The sequence below is a fragment of the Flavobacterium tyrosinilyticum genome (assembly GCF_023656565.1).
Classification (GTDB): domain Bacteria; phylum Bacteroidota; class Bacteroidia; order Flavobacteriales; family Flavobacteriaceae; genus Flavobacterium; species Flavobacterium tyrosinilyticum.
The window spans coordinates 500,090-518,206 of sequence record NZ_JAMOKG010000002.1; the positions used below are offsets into that span (position 1 = coordinate 500,090).

General features: G+C 32.2%; 18 protein-coding genes and 1 pseudogene. 8 read left to right on the top strand and 11 right to left on the bottom strand.

Annotation, left to right across the window (positions count from 1 at the left end):
* Nucleotides 1–139 precede the first annotated feature (139 nt).
* A complete protein-coding gene (locus tag NCC77_RS09890) occupies nucleotides 140–1,204 on the top strand; it encodes a tetratricopeptide repeat protein (RefSeq protein WP_250835420.1) in 1,065 nt (354 codons plus the stop codon).
* A 64-nt stretch (nucleotides 1,205–1,268) separates the two neighbouring features.
* On the opposite strand, the gene nth is transcribed toward NCC77_RS09890, so the two are convergent.
* On the bottom strand, nucleotides 1,269–1,931 hold the full coding sequence (gene nth, locus NCC77_RS09895) for an endonuclease III (protein WP_250835421.1): 663 nt from the start codon (nucleotides 1,929–1,931) through the stop codon (nucleotides 1,269–1,271).
* 289 nt (nucleotides 1,932–2,220) lie between these two features.
* Here nth and bcp point away from each other — a divergent pair, with 289 nt between their 5' ends.
* A complete protein-coding gene (bcp, locus tag NCC77_RS09900; RefSeq protein WP_250835422.1) occupies nucleotides 2,221–2,673 on the top strand; it encodes a thioredoxin-dependent thiol peroxidase in 453 nt (150 codons plus the stop codon).
* 324 nt (nucleotides 2,674–2,997) lie between these two features.
* On the opposite strand, the gene NCC77_RS09905 is transcribed toward bcp, so the two are convergent.
* Nucleotides 2,998–4,458 (bottom strand): TonB-dependent receptor, encoded by a 1,461-nt coding sequence (locus NCC77_RS09905; protein WP_248726145.1) that lies wholly within the window; start codon nucleotides 4,456–4,458, stop codon nucleotides 2,998–3,000.
* A 90-nt stretch (nucleotides 4,459–4,548) separates the two neighbouring features.
* Between NCC77_RS09905 and NCC77_RS09910 the strand changes: the two genes are divergently transcribed.
* The 3 genes from NCC77_RS09910 to NCC77_RS09920 are packed head-to-tail and all read left to right on the top strand — an operon-like array spanning nucleotide 4,549 to nucleotide 6,312.
* Nucleotides 4,549–5,313 carry an MBL fold metallo-hydrolase gene (locus NCC77_RS09910; protein WP_250835423.1) on the top strand — a complete coding sequence of 255 codons (765 nt, stop codon included), beginning with the start codon at nucleotides 4,549–4,551 and terminating at the stop codon, nucleotides 5,311–5,313.
* A gap of 12 nt (nucleotides 5,314–5,325) precedes the next feature.
* The gene (locus NCC77_RS09915; RefSeq protein ID WP_250835424.1) at nucleotides 5,326–5,829 is read left to right on the top strand and encodes a hypothetical protein; all 504 of its coding nucleotides are present in this window, start codon (nucleotides 5,326–5,328) and stop codon (nucleotides 5,827–5,829) included.
* A gap of 45 nt (nucleotides 5,830–5,874) precedes the next feature.
* Nucleotides 5,875–6,312: a hypothetical protein gene (locus NCC77_RS09920; protein WP_250835425.1), complete on the top strand. Its 438-nt coding sequence runs from the start codon at nucleotides 5,875–5,877 to the stop codon at nucleotides 6,310–6,312.
* A 115-nt stretch (nucleotides 6,313–6,427) separates the two neighbouring features.
* On the opposite strand, the gene NCC77_RS09925 is transcribed toward NCC77_RS09920, so the two are convergent.
* The 5 genes from NCC77_RS09925 to NCC77_RS09945 form a co-directional block, all read right to left on the bottom strand.
* On the bottom strand, nucleotides 6,428–6,997 hold the full coding sequence (locus NCC77_RS09925) for a cysteine hydrolase family protein (protein WP_250835426.1): 570 nt from the start codon (nucleotides 6,995–6,997) through the stop codon (nucleotides 6,428–6,430).
* A 56-nt stretch (nucleotides 6,998–7,053) separates the two neighbouring features.
* Nucleotides 7,054–7,698, bottom strand: a complete 645-nt coding sequence (locus tag NCC77_RS09930; RefSeq protein WP_250835427.1) for an alpha/beta hydrolase — start codon at nucleotides 7,696–7,698, stop codon at nucleotides 7,054–7,056.
* A 140-nt stretch (nucleotides 7,699–7,838) separates the two neighbouring features.
* Nucleotides 7,839–8,165: a hypothetical protein gene (locus NCC77_RS09935; RefSeq protein WP_250835428.1), complete on the bottom strand. Its 327-nt coding sequence runs from the start codon at nucleotides 8,163–8,165 to the stop codon at nucleotides 7,839–7,841.
* 5 nt (nucleotides 8,166–8,170) lie between these two features.
* A complete protein-coding gene (locus NCC77_RS09940) occupies nucleotides 8,171–9,421 on the bottom strand; it encodes a dihydroorotase (protein WP_250835429.1) in 1,251 nt (416 codons plus the stop codon).
* 158 nt (nucleotides 9,422–9,579) lie between these two features.
* On the bottom strand, nucleotides 9,580–11,508 hold the full coding sequence (locus tag NCC77_RS09945) for a vWA domain-containing protein (protein WP_250835430.1): 1,929 nt from the start codon (nucleotides 11,506–11,508) through the stop codon (nucleotides 9,580–9,582).
* Between the two features lie 231 nt (nucleotides 11,509–11,739).
* On the opposite strand from NCC77_RS09945, the gene NCC77_RS09950 reads away from it, so the two are divergent.
* Nucleotides 11,740–12,852, top strand: coding sequence for a lactonase family protein (locus tag NCC77_RS09950; protein WP_250835431.1), 1,113 nt, complete (start codon nucleotides 11,740–11,742; stop codon nucleotides 12,850–12,852).
* Nucleotides 12,853–12,984: 132 nt separating this feature from the next.
* Here the strand turns inward: NCC77_RS09950 and NCC77_RS09955 are convergent, their stop codons facing one another.
* Together NCC77_RS09955 and NCC77_RS09960 are read right to left on the bottom strand one after the other, a co-directional pair.
* Nucleotides 12,985–14,331, bottom strand: a complete 1,347-nt coding sequence (locus NCC77_RS09955; RefSeq protein WP_250835432.1) for a DEAD/DEAH box helicase — start codon at nucleotides 14,329–14,331, stop codon at nucleotides 12,985–12,987.
* A gap of 180 nt (nucleotides 14,332–14,511) precedes the next feature.
* Nucleotides 14,512–14,778: pseudogene (locus NCC77_RS09960) on the bottom strand (DUF2400 family protein); the annotation flags it as partial.
* Between the two features lie 105 nt (nucleotides 14,779–14,883).
* Here NCC77_RS09960 and NCC77_RS09965 point away from each other — a divergent pair.
* Both NCC77_RS09965 and NCC77_RS09970 read left to right on the top strand, forming a co-directional pair.
* On the top strand, nucleotides 14,884–15,507 hold the full coding sequence (locus NCC77_RS09965) for a hypothetical protein (protein WP_250835433.1): 624 nt from the start codon (nucleotides 14,884–14,886) through the stop codon (nucleotides 15,505–15,507).
* Between the two features lie 27 nt (nucleotides 15,508–15,534).
* On the top strand, nucleotides 15,535–16,299 hold the full coding sequence (locus NCC77_RS09970) for a TIGR02757 family protein (protein ID WP_250836255.1): 765 nt from the start codon (nucleotides 15,535–15,537) through the stop codon (nucleotides 16,297–16,299).
* A 97-nt stretch (nucleotides 16,300–16,396) separates the two neighbouring features.
* On the opposite strand, the gene NCC77_RS09975 is transcribed toward NCC77_RS09970, so the two are convergent.
* A complete protein-coding gene (locus NCC77_RS09975) occupies nucleotides 16,397–17,158 on the bottom strand; it encodes a DUF2971 domain-containing protein (RefSeq protein ID WP_250835434.1) in 762 nt (253 codons plus the stop codon).
* 83 nt (nucleotides 17,159–17,241) lie between these two features.
* The gene (locus NCC77_RS09980; protein ID WP_250835435.1) at nucleotides 17,242–18,018 is read right to left on the bottom strand and encodes a DUF8608 domain-containing protein; all 777 of its coding nucleotides are present in this window, start codon (nucleotides 18,016–18,018) and stop codon (nucleotides 17,242–17,244) included.
* Between the last annotated feature and the right edge of the window lie 99 nt (nucleotides 18,019–18,117).

Consider the following 18,117-nt stretch of genomic DNA (forward strand, 5'->3'; position numbering starts at 1 on the left):
ATTTTTGAGAAAATATTTGGACCAGAAAATGTTTGCTCAAAAATGGTAATAAGATAATTTTAAACCAATTTAATTATCTCTTTATTATGCCTCAAAAGAACTAAGAAAATCATTTAATCACCAAAACTTAACCGTAAAAATGAAAGAGAACATTAAAGTGTTGTCGTGCTTATTATTGATGAGCATTGGCGCATTTGCCCAAAAAGACAAAATTAAGGAAGCGCAGTCTTTATTTGATAAAGGAAATAGTCAAGATGCTTTGGCTATTTTAACTAAAACAGAATACCTTATTCTTAATGCTTCTGATGAAGACAAATCTGATTACTATTTCTTAAAAGGTAATGTCTTAAAAGATTTGGCTGTAAAAAACATAGACGCAGCAAACAATTTTACATTGGCATCCCAATCGTATCAAGACGTTTTCTTATACGAGAACGAATCAGGAAAATTTAAGTGGACAATTAAAGCTAATATGGCTTTAAAAGACATGAAAGCTAGTCTGGTAAATGGCGCAATGGCAGATTTTAAAGCCGAAAAATACAAAGAAAGCGCCGAAAAAAGTTACAAGGTATATTTGTTTGATAAAAAAGATACCATAAACTTATACAATGCGGCATCTTCATCTATAAATGCCAAAGATTTCAATGCGGCTGTGACTTACTATGAACTTCTCAAAAAGATTAATTATTCAGGAAAAGGAGTTTTGTACTTTGCCACAAATAAGAAAACAAAAGAAGAAGACCTTTTTATTTCGCCAAAAGCTAGAGAATCTGCGATACAGCAAGGTCTTTACGAAAAACCAAGAACTGAGTCTGTGCCTTCTAAAAGAATAGAGGTAAATAATAATTTAGCTTATGCTTATCTTGAAAAAAAAGATTATCCAAGAGCAGAATCTATTTATAATTATGTTCTGGAGCTAGACCCAAATTATGTCGATGCTTATATTAATTTGGCTTATTTGAAGTTGCAAATGAAAAAAGATTTGACAGATGAGATTTCATCATTAGGAACTACTCCTGCCGAAATGAAGAAATATGATAAGCTGAATGCTCAGAAAGATGATATTGTTCGAAGTGCAATTCCGTATTTGAAAAAAGTATTGGTTCTAGAACCGAAAAACCCAGATGCTACAAAAATATTGTTAGGTGTTTACAGATCGCTTGATATGAATGCAGAATATAATGCTTTAAAAGCAGGAATGTAGTTTTCTTAAAAAGATGCAAAGTTGCAAAGTAACAAAGGTGCAGAGGTTTTTAATCTTTGCGCCTTTATTTTTTTGACACTGTTTTTTCCATCTCTTCAATTAGAGATTTTTTACCTACAGTTTTCGTTATAATATCTTTTTCAAGATTCCAACCTCTAGCGGGTGAATATTCTCGGCCATACCATATAATTTGCAAGTGTAAATCGTTCCATAAATCTCTAGGAAATAATCTTTTGGCATCTTTTTCGGTCTGCGCTACATTTTTGCCGTTAGATAAATTCCATCTGTGCATCAAGCGATGAATATGCGTATCTACAGGAAATGCAGGCACGCCAAAAGCTTGTGACATTACTACACTTGCCGTTTTGTGTCCAACAGCAGGTAAAGCTTCAAGTGCCTCAAAACTCTGCGGAACCTCGCCATTATACTTTTCAATTAAAATCTCAGATAAACCATAAATGCCTTTAGATTTCATAGGAGATAAACCGCACGGACGAATAATTTCTTTGATCTCTTCTACTGACATTTTAACCATATCATACGGGTTATCGGCTTTTGCAAATAATAAAGGTGTAATTTGGTTTACACGAACATCGGTACATTGTGCAGATAATAAAACAGCAATCAAAAGCGTGTATGGATCCTTGTGGTCAAGCGGAACAGGTATAGTAGGGTAGAGTTCTTTTAATTTATCAATAACAAATTGTACGCGAGCTTCTTTATTCATTTCCGTATTTTTAATGTTGTAAAAATAGTATAATTTTAATGATGTGCCTAATCCAGCTTTCCGTTTCAACTCCTCATTATGCTAGTCACATTTTTAAGTATTTAAAAGAGCTTCCTTCGGTCGCTTTTTAAATACAAAAAATGTAGACTATCATAATTCCGGGGTTTTCACTTCAATCTGGGGCAGAAAAAAGTTATGAATTATAAGTTATGAGTTAAGAGTTGTGAGTTATATTTGTGAATAATCTAAAATCAAAAATCTAAAATCAAAAATCTAAAATAAAAAAGGCATGACAACATTAAAAGCAGGAGATAAAGCGCCAAATTTTTCAGGAACAGATCAAGACGGAAAAACACATAAGCTGGCAGATTATGTTGGAAAAAAATTAGTTGTTTTCTTTTATCCAAAAGCAAGTACGCCTGGCTGTACGGCAGAAGCTTGTGATCTAAGAGATAATTTTCACCGTTTTCAAGCAAATAATTATGAACTTCTTGGTGTTAGTGCAGACAGTGAGAAAGCACAGATAAAATTCAAAGAAAAATACGAATTGCCATTTCCTTTACTTGCAGATGAAGACAAATCGGTTATTAATGCATTTGGAGTTTGGGGACCGAAGAAATTCATGGGAAAAGAATACGACGGAATTCATAGAACCACTTTCGTAATCGACGAAAAAGGAATTATAGAAGAAGTAATCGAAAAAGTAAAAACAAAAGAGCACGCTTCGCAGATTTTGAAATAGAGATTTTTTTGTTTCAAGTTTCAGGTTTCAAGTTTCAAGTTGCCTGCTGTGACTTAATTTTAACGCAAAGTTCGCTAAGTTTTTTCGCAAAGCTTGCAAAGGTTTACAGTTTGAATTAAAGTTTTTTTTAAGTCCTCAAAGCTTAAAAGTATAGATTACATTACTTTGAGGACTTAAAAAACTTTTACAAAGCTTTATATAATTTCTCTGCGAGCTTTGCGAAAAAACTTAGCGAACTTTGCGGTAAAAAAAAACCCGCTCCAACAATAACCTGAAACCTGAAACTTGAAACAAAAAAAAGTCCCAATAAAGGGACTTTTTTTATTATGTATTTTGTTCTAATTCTTTCTGTGGATGATATCCAAAAAGGTGATGTTCTTTTATAATTTCAGGAATTCCAGGAGGAAGCATTGGTTCCCATCCAGGTTTACCTTGATTGATCATTTTTAGGATTTCTCTAGAGAAAACATCCAAGATATTCGGATCGTAATCTTCAATATCAACCACTTTTCCGTTGAATTTAAAGAATTTATATAATTCTTTCATTCTAGGATGAACCTTCAAGTTGTTCGAATTCATTAATGAGCCATCTTCATCTAACATAGGGTATAAGAATACTTTCATATCACGATAGAATAATTTACCGAAAGCTTCTAGGATTCCACCACTTAAATGGCGGTAATACTTCTCGTCAAAAATATCAACTAAGTTGTTTACGCCCATCGCTAATCCCATACGAGCTTTGGTGTAATTGGCGAAGTATTCTACAACTTTATAGTATTCTTGGAAATTCGAAATCATAACCGTTTGGCCAAGAGAACAAAGTAATTCGGCTCTGTCCATAAAGTCACGCTCGTCAATCTCACCGTCAGAACGTAAATTCGAAAGAGTGATTTCAAAAACAACCAGAGTGTTATTTTTTTCAACTTTATTTTCTTTGAGAAACATTTCTAATGATTTCTCATACATGTCCATATTTACTTTAGTAACCGGACGGAAACTTCCTCTTAAGGCTAAAAGGTTCTTTTTGTATAAGATAGCTGCTGGCAGAATGTTTTTTCCTTCAGGATTAAACATTACGGCATCTGTCATTCCGTTTTTAACCAATTGCAAACTGATTAAACGGTTGTCTACATCGGCAAAACGAGGTCCAGAAAAGTTAATGGTATCGATCTCTAATTGATCTTTATCTAAGTGATCGTATAAGTAACGAAGTAATCGTTTTGGATCATTGTATTTGTAAAAAGCACCGTAAATTAAGTTAACTCCTAAAATCCCAAGTGTTTCTTGTTGTAATCTAGCATCAGTTTCTTTAAAACGAATATGTAAGATAATTTCGTTATACGCTTCGTCTGGTTCAATTTGATATCTAATTCCGACCCAGCCGTGACCTTTAAATTGTTTGGCAAAATCTATTGTGGCAACAGTATTAGCGTAGCTAAAAAAAAGTTTTGTAGGGTGTTTTTCACGACTTAGACGCTCTTCGATGATTTGCCCTTCATGTGTAAGCATTTTTTTCAGTCGCTCTTCAGTAACATATCTTCCGTCGCTTTCAGTCCCATAAATGGCATCACTAAAATCTTTATCATAGGCAGACATCGCTTTTGCAATAGTTCCCGACGAACCTCCTGATCTGAAAAAGTGTCTAACTGTCTCTTGTCCAGCGCCAATCTCAGCAAATGTTCCGTAAATATTTTCGTTTAAATTAATGCGTAACGCTTTGTCTTTTATAGAAGGAATCTGTTCGATGACCTTGTCACCCTTGAGTTTTATTTCTGTACCCATTTTGTTTTAAATAGATTTGTTACAAAGTTAGTAAATTAGGCTTCTAATGAAAGAGAAATAATCCTATTTTTGTAAAAAAATTAAGTTCAATTGAAGGTTTATTTTTTAGGTACAGGCACTTCTCAAGGTATTCCAATTATCGGAATCGATCATCCCGTTTGCAAAAGCACTGATGCTAAGGATAAAAGGCTTCGTGTATCCATTTGGATAACATGGGGTGAGCATTCTTATGTAATAGATTGCGGTCCCGATTTCAGGCAGCAAATGCTTTCTTGCGGATGCCAAAAATTGGATGCAATTCTCTTTACGCACGAACATGCAGATCATACTGCTGGTTTAGATGATATCCGCCCGTTTAATTTTAGACAGGGAGAAATTCCAATTTATGGACATCAACGCGTTTTAGATAATCTAAGACGTCGTTTTGATTATGTTTTCGAAACGGTAAACAAATATCCAGGGGCACCAAGTGTAAAAACAATCGAAGTGCAAAACAATGCACCTTTTGCAGTTGGCGATAAAGTGGCAATTCCGATAAATGCTATGCACGGTGATTTGCAGGTTTTTGGATATAGAATAGATGATTTTGCTTATCTGACAGATGTAAAAACCATCGAACAATCTGAAATTGAAAAACTAAAAGGATTGAAAGTTTTGGTTGTAAATGCTTTGCGCGTAGAACCTCACAATACTCATTTCAATCTGCAAGAAGCACTTGATTTTATTAATCTTGTTAAGCCCGAAAAAGCGTATTTAACGCATATTAGCCACGTTTTAGGATTTCATGAAGAAGTGCAACAAAGCCTTCCTGAAAATGTTTTCTTGGCTTACGATAATTTAGAAATTACAATTTAATTATACCACACAATGAAAAAATCCTTAATGCTTTATCTTTTTATTCTTGCCATTTTAATGAATGTCTTTACTTATGCGTTCTACAGCGGTGAAGTAAAATTTGTGCAGAATAGATATGATAAAACAACTAAGAAACTAAGAGATAGTATTAATCTAGTAAAAACTCAATTGGCAGAGGCTGATTATTTTTCTTTAGAACACAACGAGAATGCACAAAATTACTTTGATAATAGTGCTTCTGGCGGAAAAGTGATTTTGTATGAGAAACTAATTCCGGTTGTAACTGAAAAGCTGTTAGATTACAATGCAAATCCAAAAGGGAATCCTTATACGGGACAAGATCAGATCGGTCCAAACAAATTTATCATCAATAAAGTAAAAATTTTAAACCACCGTTGGATCATTGCAGATTACAGCAATGGAGAATTATGGGGAGAAGTCTTGTTAAAATACTTTGTTGATAACGACGATAATATTACCTTTGAAGTAAATCAAACTTGGTTATATCAAAAATAGGATTTTATAATCCTATTTTTTTTGACCTTTAAATTAATTAGGATTATGAAAAAGATATTTTTGTTTTTGATTATGGCAAGTGCAATTTCTTGCGGAAAAAAAGTTTCTCAAGAAAATACTAGCACAACTGGTACAGCTCCAAAAGAGCCACAAAAAGAAGCTGTGGTTGGAGGAGATTCCGATTCGCATGGCTGTAAAGCTTCAGCTGGTTATACTTGGTCAACGCTTAAAAAAGAGTGTATTCGAATTTTTGAAAATAGCACAAGGTTGAATCATGCTGAAGATGGAAAAACATATTCTACGGTTTCCTATGTAATTTTTGACGGAAATAAAGCAGAGCTTTTCTTAGATACTCAGAAAGAATCGATCATTCTAGAAAGAAAATCGGAAGGTGATTCTTGGGTTAATGGCGATTGGCAGTTAATTCCTTGGAAAGGTTATGTTCTGAAAAAAGGAGAGAAGATTCTTTATACAGGAGAATAGTATTCAGTCGCAGTATCGAGTCCCAGTTTACAGACTAAAACTTTGTCAAAGTTTGAAACTTTGACAAAGTTTTTTTTCATCATTCAAGACTGAAAACTGCGATTGCGACTGAACACTAAATAACCTCTTTAATAAACTCAGAGCTTGCTACCTGAGCAAATTCTTCATTTAAACTTGCTAAAGCAGTCTGATGTATTAATTCGGCAGAAAATTCTTCTCCGTTTAGACCTTTTTTATTGAAAGTTGCGGTTGCATCAGAAACTAAATATACTGTATAACCAAAATTACCAGCCATTCTAGTTGTTGTAGAAACACAGTGATCTGTAGTTAAACCAACAATAACAAGATTCGTGATATTAGCATTGTCAATTAGTTCTTTTAGGTTCGTTCCTATAAAAGCACTATTGACATTCTTTTTGATTATTGTTTCTCCCTCAAGAGGTTTCACAATATCCTGAAATTCATTTCCAGGATTTGTTTCGTTTAAAATCGAATTTGGATTTGAAGAACAATGCTGAACGTGAAAAATAGGCAGTTTTTTAGCTCTCCAAATTTCCAAAAGTTCACCCGCTTTTTCTTCTGCGTCGACATTATTTCGGTCTCCGCCCCAATAGAAAACATCGTTAAAACCTTTTTGAATATCAATTAAAATCAATGCGGGATTGTCAAGTTTTGAAATACTCATTTTTTTAGATTTAGAAAGTTAGATTGGCTGAAAACTAAAATACTGAACACTGGTCACTAACCAATCAGCCAATTCTTAAAATCAAAGAAATTCTGAGGTGCTACTCCATGTCCAACTGGATATTCTTTGTAAACAACAGGAATATTTAATTTCTCTAAAATTGCCGGAGTTTTTCTTGCCCACTCAATTGGAATAACCTGATCGACAGTTCCGTGTGAAGCGAAGAATTTTAAGTTTTTGAAATCATTATCTTCAAAACCTTCTTTGATAATTTCTTCATTAAAATAACCACTCATTGCTACCACTCTTTGAATTTTTTCTGGATAAGAAAGTGCTGTAGCATAACTTAAAATAGACCCTTGACTGAATCCGATTAAAGTTACATTATTAGCATCAATTGGGTAATTGGCAACCAATTCGTCAATGAAATTAGCAATTACATCACGAGAAGTTTTTGCTTGTTCGTTATCAGAAAATTTATTTTGATCAGCATCGAAATTAATTGCGTACCAAGCGTAAGCGCCATACTGCAAATCGTAAGGTGCTCTAGCAGAAATAATGTAATAGTTGTCTGGAAGTTCAGAAGCAAAAGAAAATAAATCGGCTTCATTGCTGCCGTATCCGTGCAATAGAAGCAATAACGGATTTTTATCTAAAATTACTTTTGGTTCTCTTATTTTATATTCTAAAGATAAATTCATTTTTTTAGTGTTCAGGTTTTAGTATTCAGTATTCAGCTTGATCTTTGTCAAAGTTTCAAACTTTGATAAAGTTTCTTAAGGTTCCAAATTTCAGATTCCAGTTTTGGAATTTGGATTTTTAAAACTTGGGATTTTAAAAATTAACCAATTTTTTTAAACCATTTTTGAAACAATTCCCCAACTAGCGGAATAGGTCTCGTTTGTCCTTGAATAGCATTAAAAATTCCAAAAGTCCATAGAATTGAAATGCAAATCCACATTGGGAAAGTGATAAAAAAACTATCAAAATTGCTGATGATTGCTCCTAAAGAAATAAAGGTTAAAGATAAACCTAAAGCTTGACGGATGTGAAAGGAAGCAAAACTGTTTTTGTTTTCAGAATTCATGCTCATGGCGATTAAAACACCAATGATTAAAATGTAACTCGTTATGGCAATTGGTTTTCCTTCTTCGACTGAATTATTCATTTGTATTATTTTGTAACTAGTTGATTTTGATTTAAAATTCCGTACACAGAACCTTTAATTTCAGTTCCTAAAAAAGCAGAATTTTTAGATTTTGAAAGAATATTTTCTTTTGTAAAAGTTGATTTTCCTTCTATTGTAAACAAAGTGATATTAGCTTTTGCACCTTCTTCGATTGTATTGTTTTCCAAACCAAAAATGATTCTTGCTGCAGTTAATTTTGCTACAATTGTTTCTACTGGTAAAACCGTTAATAAAGCTCCAAAAGCGCTTTCTAAACCTATAGTTCCGTTTTTGGCTGTATCAAATTCCATTTTTTTGAATTCAATATCAATCGGATTATGGTCTGAAGTAATCAAGTCGATAGTTCCGTCAGCAACTCCGTTAAGCAAAGCTTGTCTGTCAACTTCTGTTCTTAGTGGTGGAGTCACCTTAAATCTAGTGTCAAAACCATCTAATTTTTCATCCGTTAAAACCAAATGATGCACTGATGCGCTACAAGTTACTTGTAAACCTTTAGCTTTAGCTTCTCTAATTAATTCAACCGATTTTGCTGTAGAAATAGTCGGAATGTGAAGTTTTCCGCCTGTATATTCTAATAAAAATAAATTTCTTGAAATTTGCAGTTCTTCTGCGAGATTCGGAATTCCTTTTAAGCCTAATCTTGTCGAAACAATTCCTTCGTTTGCTACACCATTTCCTTTAATGTTTGGATCTTGCGAATAAGCGATTACCAATCCTTCGAAATCTTGAACATATTGTAAAGCGATTTTCAGGATATTAGCATTGTCGATGCTTTTGTTGTAATCTCCAAAAGCAATCGCTCCAGAATTTTTCATATCAAAAAGTTCTGCCATATCTTTTCCTTCGCTGGCTTTAGTTAAAGCGCCGATAGGGAAGATTTCTGTAGCAAAACCATTTGCTTTATTTTTTACAAAATTTACCTGAGATTGATTGTCAATAATTGGTAAAGAGTTGGGCTGTAATGCAATTGCAGTGAATCCGCTTTTTGCGGCAACATTCAATCCGTTTGCTATCGTTTCTCTGTCTTCGTAACCTGGCTCGCCCAGCGAGACACTGCTGTCAAACCAACCTTGAGAAACATGAAGATCATCAAATCGTACTACTTCTGCATCGTCATTTGGAAGAGAAACGCCTATTTTTTCTATTACACCATCTGCAATTAAAAGATCAACGGTCTGATTGTGAAACGGACTTTTTGAGTCGATAATTTTGGCGCTTTTGATGATTAGTTTCATATTTTGAATATTTATTTTTATTAAAACATTAAATGTTTTTTATTTACTATCATTAAGAAATTAAGTTAATAAAGAGAAGAACTTAATTTTCTAAACATTAAAAAAGTAAGTCCATAAAGTAAAAACTTAATAATCTTAATGACTTAACGGTAAAAAAATCATTTTACAAATTTTATAATTGCCATTTCTAATGCTAAAAATAACAGTGCAAAGATAACAAACCATTTCCAAATTTGGCTGTCTGTTCGTTCTGTTTGTAGTGTATTAAAAATGGTCGAAATGGTATCGGCAGTTTTGAAATCAGAAACTACATTTGTGTTTACTTGGCTCAAATCGCTTTCGGTTCTTTTGTAATTAAAACTGATATTTTCTACCCATTCTTTTTTATCAAAAATGCTATAATTTCCAGCGGTTTCAGGAAAATCATTGAATGTTAATTTGACTTTATTGTTTAAAATCTGCTGAATCGGAATAAATGAATCGTCTGTTCCTTTAACTTCCAAGATAGCATCTTTAGTTAATAAAACATCTACAAAGTAAGGCTGATTGTTACCGATTGTCAAAGCATTTACACCCGTTTTCTGATTGTTTTGAGCGATTTTATAAAATAACGGAACAATTAAAGGCGATTGCTGAAAATTGGAGTTTGTACTATTTATTGGCGCGGTAAAAACCGTTATTCCAGAAACCTGATTTTGAACAGCAGTTACAAAATCAGTTTGGTCTTCAAATGAAAGTACAGCTGGATAAGAGCTCGAAACAGCAAACGAACTATTTACTTTTGGATATTGAAAGTTGGTTATTTTGTTTTCAAAAACGCCTGAAAATAAAGGGTGGTCGAAATTAATTTTAGTGATTAATTTGCTGTTGGGTTCTAAATTTCCGAATTGAATTTTTCCAAAATTCCCCAATAATGCATTTAAGCTCGAAAGAGAAGTTTTCTCAGACGGAATGACAACCAAATTTCCGCCTTTAGAAACAAAAGCTTTTAAAGTCGTTTGCAATGCCTGCGGAATATCAATTAATTCGTTTAGAATAATCGTGTTTTGTTTTTCTAAACTATTGTAATCTAAAGAGCCAATTGGGTAATTGTTGTAATTGAATTCTGCCGAGGTATAAATTCTCGATAAGAAATTGCTTTTTTCAGGTTCGCCAATACTGATAACGTTTGTTTTTTTGTTTTTAGAAATGCTGAAAAACAATTTGTTGTCATACGTTAAACCGTTATCTTCAATTGCAACATATCCATGAAAAGCTTCTTTTGGAATGGTGAAATTGATTTTCTTTTTCTTGGTGTCAAAATTGATAATTGTTTTAGCAATCAGTTTATTTTGATTGTATAAGGCTGTAGAAACCGGTTTGAAATCTTCGCCATAAGCAGACAAATTAATGCCAATTTCGTAGAAGTTTTCTAAAGTCTGGTTAATGTAAACGCTGTCAATAGAAACATTATTTTTCTGTTCTGCTTCTGGAACTATGAAATAAGGTTTTTCTTCAAAATCTATAGTTGCAATATCTTTTTCTTTTAAACCAACGGCATCGGTAATAATGACAATATCTTTTTTATGCGCCGATTTATGTGCTTTAATTTTAGCTGTAATGGCTTGAAGATCAAAAGAAGTTGCGCTGTATTTTAGATTCTGCAAAGCGCTTTTAGATGATTTTATATCCGTATTCCAAAAGTTTTCTGTGTTTGTTAAAAGCGAAAATTGAGTGTTTTCTGGAGTATTTTCGAGTAATTCTTGAACTGCTCTTTTTAATAATTCGCCTTTTTTGCCTTTAGCCTGCATACTAAACGAATTATCTAAAACGATATACATTTCGTTTGAAGCATTTTTGCTATCTGTAGCTTCAAAAAAAGGCTGTGCAAACGCAATAATTGCGCAAGCAAGCAATAATAAACGTGTTGCTAATAAAAGACGTTTTTTGATTTTAGAACTCTTTCGAGTCTGAATAGCAAGTTCTTTTAAGAATCGAACATTGGTGAAAAAAGAAGTTTTAAATCGTCTTAATTGAAATAAATGAACCAAAATTGGAACAATCAATAAAAACAGAAAGTATAGAATTTCGGGATGTTTAAAATGCATTCTGGCTTCGATTTACTTCACTACGTTTTGTTTTTCGCGAAGATGCTGGTCAAAAATACGAATTAAAAATTATTAAACCATATAAGTTCATTTAAGAGATTATTGGTAAAGTCTAAAGCTTATATTTCTTATATACGTGAAAAAAATGTAACTTTTGTAATTTCTTGTAATAAAGAGACTGTTTCAAATAGATATATTGTTTATTTTAGCTAATTCAAAAAAAAACAAATTATGAAAAAAATATATTTAATCTTGTTTTCCGCTTTATCCATAACAGCTGTTAAAGCTCAAAATAAGTTCAATTTATTAGTTGGAACTTATACCAATACCTGCCAAAGCAATGGTATTTATGTTTATGAATTTGATGCTTCTACTGGTGAATATAAATTAAAAAGTTCTTCTGAGAATGTGGTAAGCCCAAGTTATTTATCTGTCTCTGCAGATAATAAGTTTATCTACGCAGTGAACGAAAATGGAACACAAAGTACAGTAAGTTCATTTTCATATGATTCAGCATCTGGAAAGACCAATTTGTTGAATAAAAATGATGCTTTAGGAGCAGATCCGTGTCATTTGATAAATGACGATAAGCATGTAATTGCGGCTAATTATTCTGGTGGTAGTATTGCGGTTTTTAAGAAAAATACAGACGGAAGTATTACTGAAGTACAGCAGTTAATCCAGCATGAAGGAAAAGGGCCGAACGCAGCGCGTCAAGAAAAAGCGCATGTCCATATGGTTGTTTTTTCTCCAGATAAAAAGTTTGTGCTTTCGAATGATTTGGGTTTAGATAAAGTATTTATTTATAAATATAATCCAGCAGCTAAAAACGAAATCTTGACATTAAAAGGAAGTGTTGATGTAAAGCCAGGAAGCGGTCCTAGACATTTGACTTTCATTAAAGATGGAAAATTTGTGTATTTAGTTCAGGAATTGGATGGAACTTTGACAACATTAAGCTGGGATAAAACAGGAAGTTTGAAGGTAGTTACAGAAACAAGCATTCTTCCAAAAGATTTCAAAGGAGGGACAGGAGCAGCGGCAATTAAGCTTTCGCCAGACGGAAACTTTTTATATCTTACCGATCGTGTAGACGCCAATGCAATTTCAGTATACAAAATCCTTAAAACAGGAGCTTTAGAATTGGTTGAACAGCAAAGCACTTTAGGGAAAGGGCCAAGAGATTTTGCGATTGATCCAACAGGAAATTACCTTTTAGTGGGGCACCAATATACTAATGATATCGTTATTTTTAAAAGAGATATCGCAACAGGAAAACTGACAGACACTGGAAGAAGAATTCAATTATGTTCGCCAGTAGGACTTTTGTTTACGAAAATTTAGAAAAAAGGTTCTAAGTTGCTAAGATACTAAGCTTCTAAGTTTAAAAAAAAGGTAAAGATTCAAAGAATCTTTACCTTTTTTTTATGTAGTAATAGAAAAAAAACTTAGTACCTTAGCATCTAAAAAAAAAACTTATTTTTTTTTCTTCTTCTCGTTTCTTGTCTTCAACATATTTCTGTTAACAGAACCGTGAGTTTTCTTTTTAGTTTTTGAAGGACCTCCGAGATTGACTTTTTGGTTCTTTTTAGATTTTTCGTGAAAAGCACCATCACCTTCCAGTTTAGGTTTTTTCATTAAAAACTTTCTTGGCAATTTGTCTTTTTCAGCTTCGATCAGTTTTTCTGAGATTTCGACTTCTTCAGGGAAATCAGCGATTTTAAGCTCCTGATCCATTAAAAGTTCCGTTTCAATTTTGAATTCTTCTTCTCTTGGAGTAACAAAACTAATTGCAGTTCCCGTTGCGTCTGCACGACCCGTACGACCAATTCTGTGCATGTACAATTCTGGCTCTTCTGGAAGTTCAAAGTTAATTACGTGCGTGATGTTAGAAATATCTAAACCTCTTGCCATAACGTCGGTTGTAATTAAGCCGCGAAGATTTCCTTCTTGAAATTCCGCCATTGTGCTCAAACGGTAGTTTTGAGATTTATTCGAGTGAATTACACCAAATTGTCCTTCAAAAAGCTCATCAATACGATTGAAAAGCATATCTGAAATCTTTTTATTATTTACGAAAACCAAAATACGACTCATGCTTTCGTCGTTTTCCAGTAAATATTTTAAAAGATTTACTTTGGTATTGAAATTCGGAACATTATAAGTAAGCTGCGTAATTTTTTCAAGCGGAGTTCCTGATGGTGCCAATGTAACTTCTTCAGGAAAATCGAAATAATCATTTAATAAATCATCAACTTCATCTGTCATCGTTGCCGAGAATAGAATGTTCTGACGTTTGGTTTTCATCATCGCAAAAAGCGAAGTCAGTTGTGGTCTGAAACCTAAATTCAACATTTCGTCAAACTCGTCGATAACTAATTTTTGTGTTTCGTCAAAACGAACGACAGCATCAAGAGCTAGGTCCATAGTACGTCCAGGCGTTCCAACTAAAATGTCAACACCTTCATAAACGGCCTTTTTCTGCGTATTGATGTTTACACCTCCATAAATACCTAGCGTTTTAACCGACATATAGGTAGTCAGTTTTTCTACTTCTTCAACCACTTGAACCACTAGCTCACGAGTTGGAACTAGAATTACAATTTTTGGCGTATTAGTATGAGTAAATTTATAAAGCTTTAAAAGAGGCAGTAAATAAGCAAATGTTTTACCGGTTCCGGTTTGTGCAATTCCCATCATATCACGTCCAGACATGATTACAGAAAAAGATTTTTCTTGAATAGGAGTAGGCGTAACAAATCCTAATTCGTCAACTGCTTTTTGTAATGATTTTGGAAGATTAAATTTTTCGAAAGTGCTCATTTGCTTTTAATTTTGTGCAAATGTACGTTAAATTCGTGGTTTTTTGTGGAATTTGTAATTTTTGATGCTGTATTACCACTTTGAATGTCACTCTGAGCGAAGTCGAAGAGCTTTACGATTGGAGCGTGAGCTTCGACTTCGCTCAGCCTGACAATCGTATATTTTTAGATTTTAAACAATTTAAAACCCTTCAAAAACCCCTAATCCGAACAAGGCAAAATCGTATTTTACAGGATCTTGCGCATCCATTTTTCTTAATTTGGTATCTAATTCTAATAAAGCTTTAGCATCATTTTGCTTTCGCGAAAGAATGCCAAGTTTGCGGGCAACATTTCCAGAGTGAACGTCTAGCGGACAAGATAAAACGGCAGGAGAAATGCTTTTCCAGATTCCTAAATCGACACCTTTTGCATCTTGACGAACCATCCAGCGTAGGTACATGTTGATGGAGTTAATTTAGGTAGTGTTATTTTTAGATTTTGTGATGGATTATAATTATTGTAGATTAGCTTTATAAACCAACAAAACCTTTCTTTAAATTAATAAATAAAAATGGACGTAGATTATTTTAAAAAACTTCGAAAAGCTTATGGTATCTTAACACAAGAATATTACCCACAGTATCAAAGAAACTATTCAGATGGATATACAAATTTTCAAAGAGAGGAAATTTCAAAAAATGCAATTATTTTTGATTTTTTTAGTCAATTTCAAAATGTACCTTTCAATATTTTTTTTAATAAAAAGCACATAGAGTCTTTTCAAAAGCCTGCGCCATATTTTGATAGTGAAACTGCTATTATAACAGATGAATTAATTAAGATTCATTATGACTTATCATTAATCATTTATTGTTATTTATGCTTTTTGATGTGGAGCGATATTGAAAATATGCTGGCAATTTTTGAAGACAAAGATTTTATTGAGAGATTTGGAATTCTTATCAAGAGGGATGATTTTGGTATTAAATATCCACTTATATATCACAAAGAAATAACAGATTATCTAGAACATCATATTGATAATTTTAGTTTTATTTTTTTGCTTTTTCACAGAATAAATGCACCTATAATACGTGTTGAGGGAAGCAATATGCGGATAAGTATTAACAGAATAAATAACATTCGCGATTGTATAAACAATCAATATCAATTTAATAATTTTAAAATTCAGTAATTATACTAAAAAAAGAGGGAAATGAACATGAATAAAAATGAAATAAAAGATTTTCTCGATTCTAAAGTAATACAGTACAATACGGTTGATTTTATTGAGCCAGACCCAATTAGTATACCTCACAGATATAAACTTAAAGAAGATGTAGAAATTTCAGCATTTCTAGCTTCAACTATTGCTTGGGGTAATAGAAAAATGATTACCAAAAATGGTCATAGAATGATGGACTTACTAGGTAACTCACCTTACGATTTTGTAATGAGCCATAATGACCATCAGTTAGAGAGGTTAGAGGGTTTTGTTCATCGTACTTTTAATTCAGAAGATTTTGTATATTTTATAAAAGCTTTGAATCACATCTATTCTAAAAAAGGTGGATTAGAAACAATTTTTACTAAATACCAAACAGAAGATTCATTACAGCATGCTATTCACGAGTTTAATAAAATATTTTTTGAAATACCTCATCAATCTAGAACACGAAAACATGTAGCTGACCCCTTAAAAGGTTCTGTTGCCAAAAGAATTAATATGTGTTTAAGATGGCTTGTGAGGAATGATAATGCAGGGGTCGATTTAGGAATCTGGAAAAACATACCTATGTCTAAACTTTCCTGTCCACTAGATGTTCATTCTGGAAATGTAGCACGCAAACTAGGTCTCTTAGAGAGAAAACAGAATGATGGAAAAGCTTTATTAGAACTTGATACTAATTTAAGACTTCTTGACCCTAAAGACCCTGTAAAATATGATTTTGCTTTGTTTGGGTTAGGTATATTTGAAGGGTTTTAAATTAGGAATTTAAGTAAACAATCAATCATTGTATTTTTTATACTGGTTAATTTCGCTAAATTTCAATAAGATAAAAATGTTCGTTTTTTAGTATTTTTTATTTCCAAAATGTCCTTTGAAATAACTTCCCTTTTGTATGCTTTTCAAAATTTATTTTGTATGATTTACCTACAGTTATAGCATAATTAACTTCAATATTTGTTTCTTCGCAAAGTGATAATATTTTTTTTTCAATTTCAGGTTCCGTTCTAGAACCTATATAAACAGCTCTAATAAATTTTCTATCAATAGAAATGTACTCAGTGTCTTTGTCACATATAAAAATGATACGAAATTCTTTTTCATAATTCCATTCCGACTGTTTATTAAACATTATTTTTTCAATTTGAACTTCCGATTTTTCTAAACTATTGACCGTTGGTGGTTCTTCAGAGTATTTTACTCTGGAAAATACAAGAAAACCTTTTAATTTTTTTAAGTATTCAAATAACTCTATTTTATATTCAACACAAATACCTGTATGATTGTTAGTGTAATGCGACCACATCAAATTATTGTCGTTGCTTTCTGTAAATGAACATAAAGAAATTGTCTGGGCAATTGCATTTCTTTGCTCTTGTTCAATATACCAAGTAGAACCATTATTTTTTTGCCAATTTTCAAAATCCTCTTTTTTTAAATCTAAATTATTTTTGTAAAATTGTTCTTCATGTCCATGCTCAAGTGGGTCAATGGTCAAATTAAATTTCAACTCATATGGGTCATTAAGATTGAATGCTGAAGATAATTTTATTGACGCTTGCTCTCCAATTAGTTTATCGAGTAAATTTTCTGTTGGTATTGTATAAAATTTAAACATTTTCAATATTTTAACTTGTAGATAAAAATTACAAATAAGTTCTTACACTGCAAGTAGTTGATTAAACTTGGTATTAAGTTTTTTTATTGATTCTTAGACATTGGTTTGTTTTTCATGACAATTTCGGATGCTTTTATATGAATGTTTTTTTCTTTTTTGTCATATACAAAATCTAATATCGATTCTAAAAATTCATACGCATCCAAGACGTCATCCAAAGTAATATCTCCAATATGACTTCCTTCGTTACCTATTATTTTTATTGCAAACAAGAGATTGGCAATTTTTTTATTCTTAGTTTTTTTCTGATAATTTTCAATTCGATGATGTAAAGTCCTAAAAGCTTTTAATTTATTAGTTTTAGCATCTCGATACTTTTTAGGAGCCTCCAAATCATCTAATATTAACTCAATTGAATTTCTAATTCTGTTTGCACAAGAAGATAAATCATTAAAAAAATGCGAAAAAGATAAATTTAACTGTTCAGCAACTTCTTTTTTTACTTTTTGCGAAATTTCTATTATTTTTAAAGGAGGAAAAAAATATTTTGGATAGTAAGCACTAAAATATTCTTCAACATATTCTCCATTTGATTCTTGACACACATCTTGTATGTCCTTGAGAACACTTCCGACTATTGCTACTACGTTTTTGCAACTAATATTTTTACAAACTAATATTCCACTGAAAACGTAGTCAATTCCATGAGGATAATTGTATTTTATCATTTCTTCTTGCCCAGGAATTATTTTGGAGTTTAAATTGGTAATGCTTAATATTCCAATTTTACATATAGGACAATTATAATCTAAAGGATTTTTATTAGTAAAATTTCTTTTCTTCCAAATTTCTCTATTCATATGATTTTTGCTGTAAAATAAGGTGTAATTTTTCCTGACTGTCTAACATAAAAACTTAAAAAAAATAAACATTTTAGATTAAATAAAAATGCGTTTAAA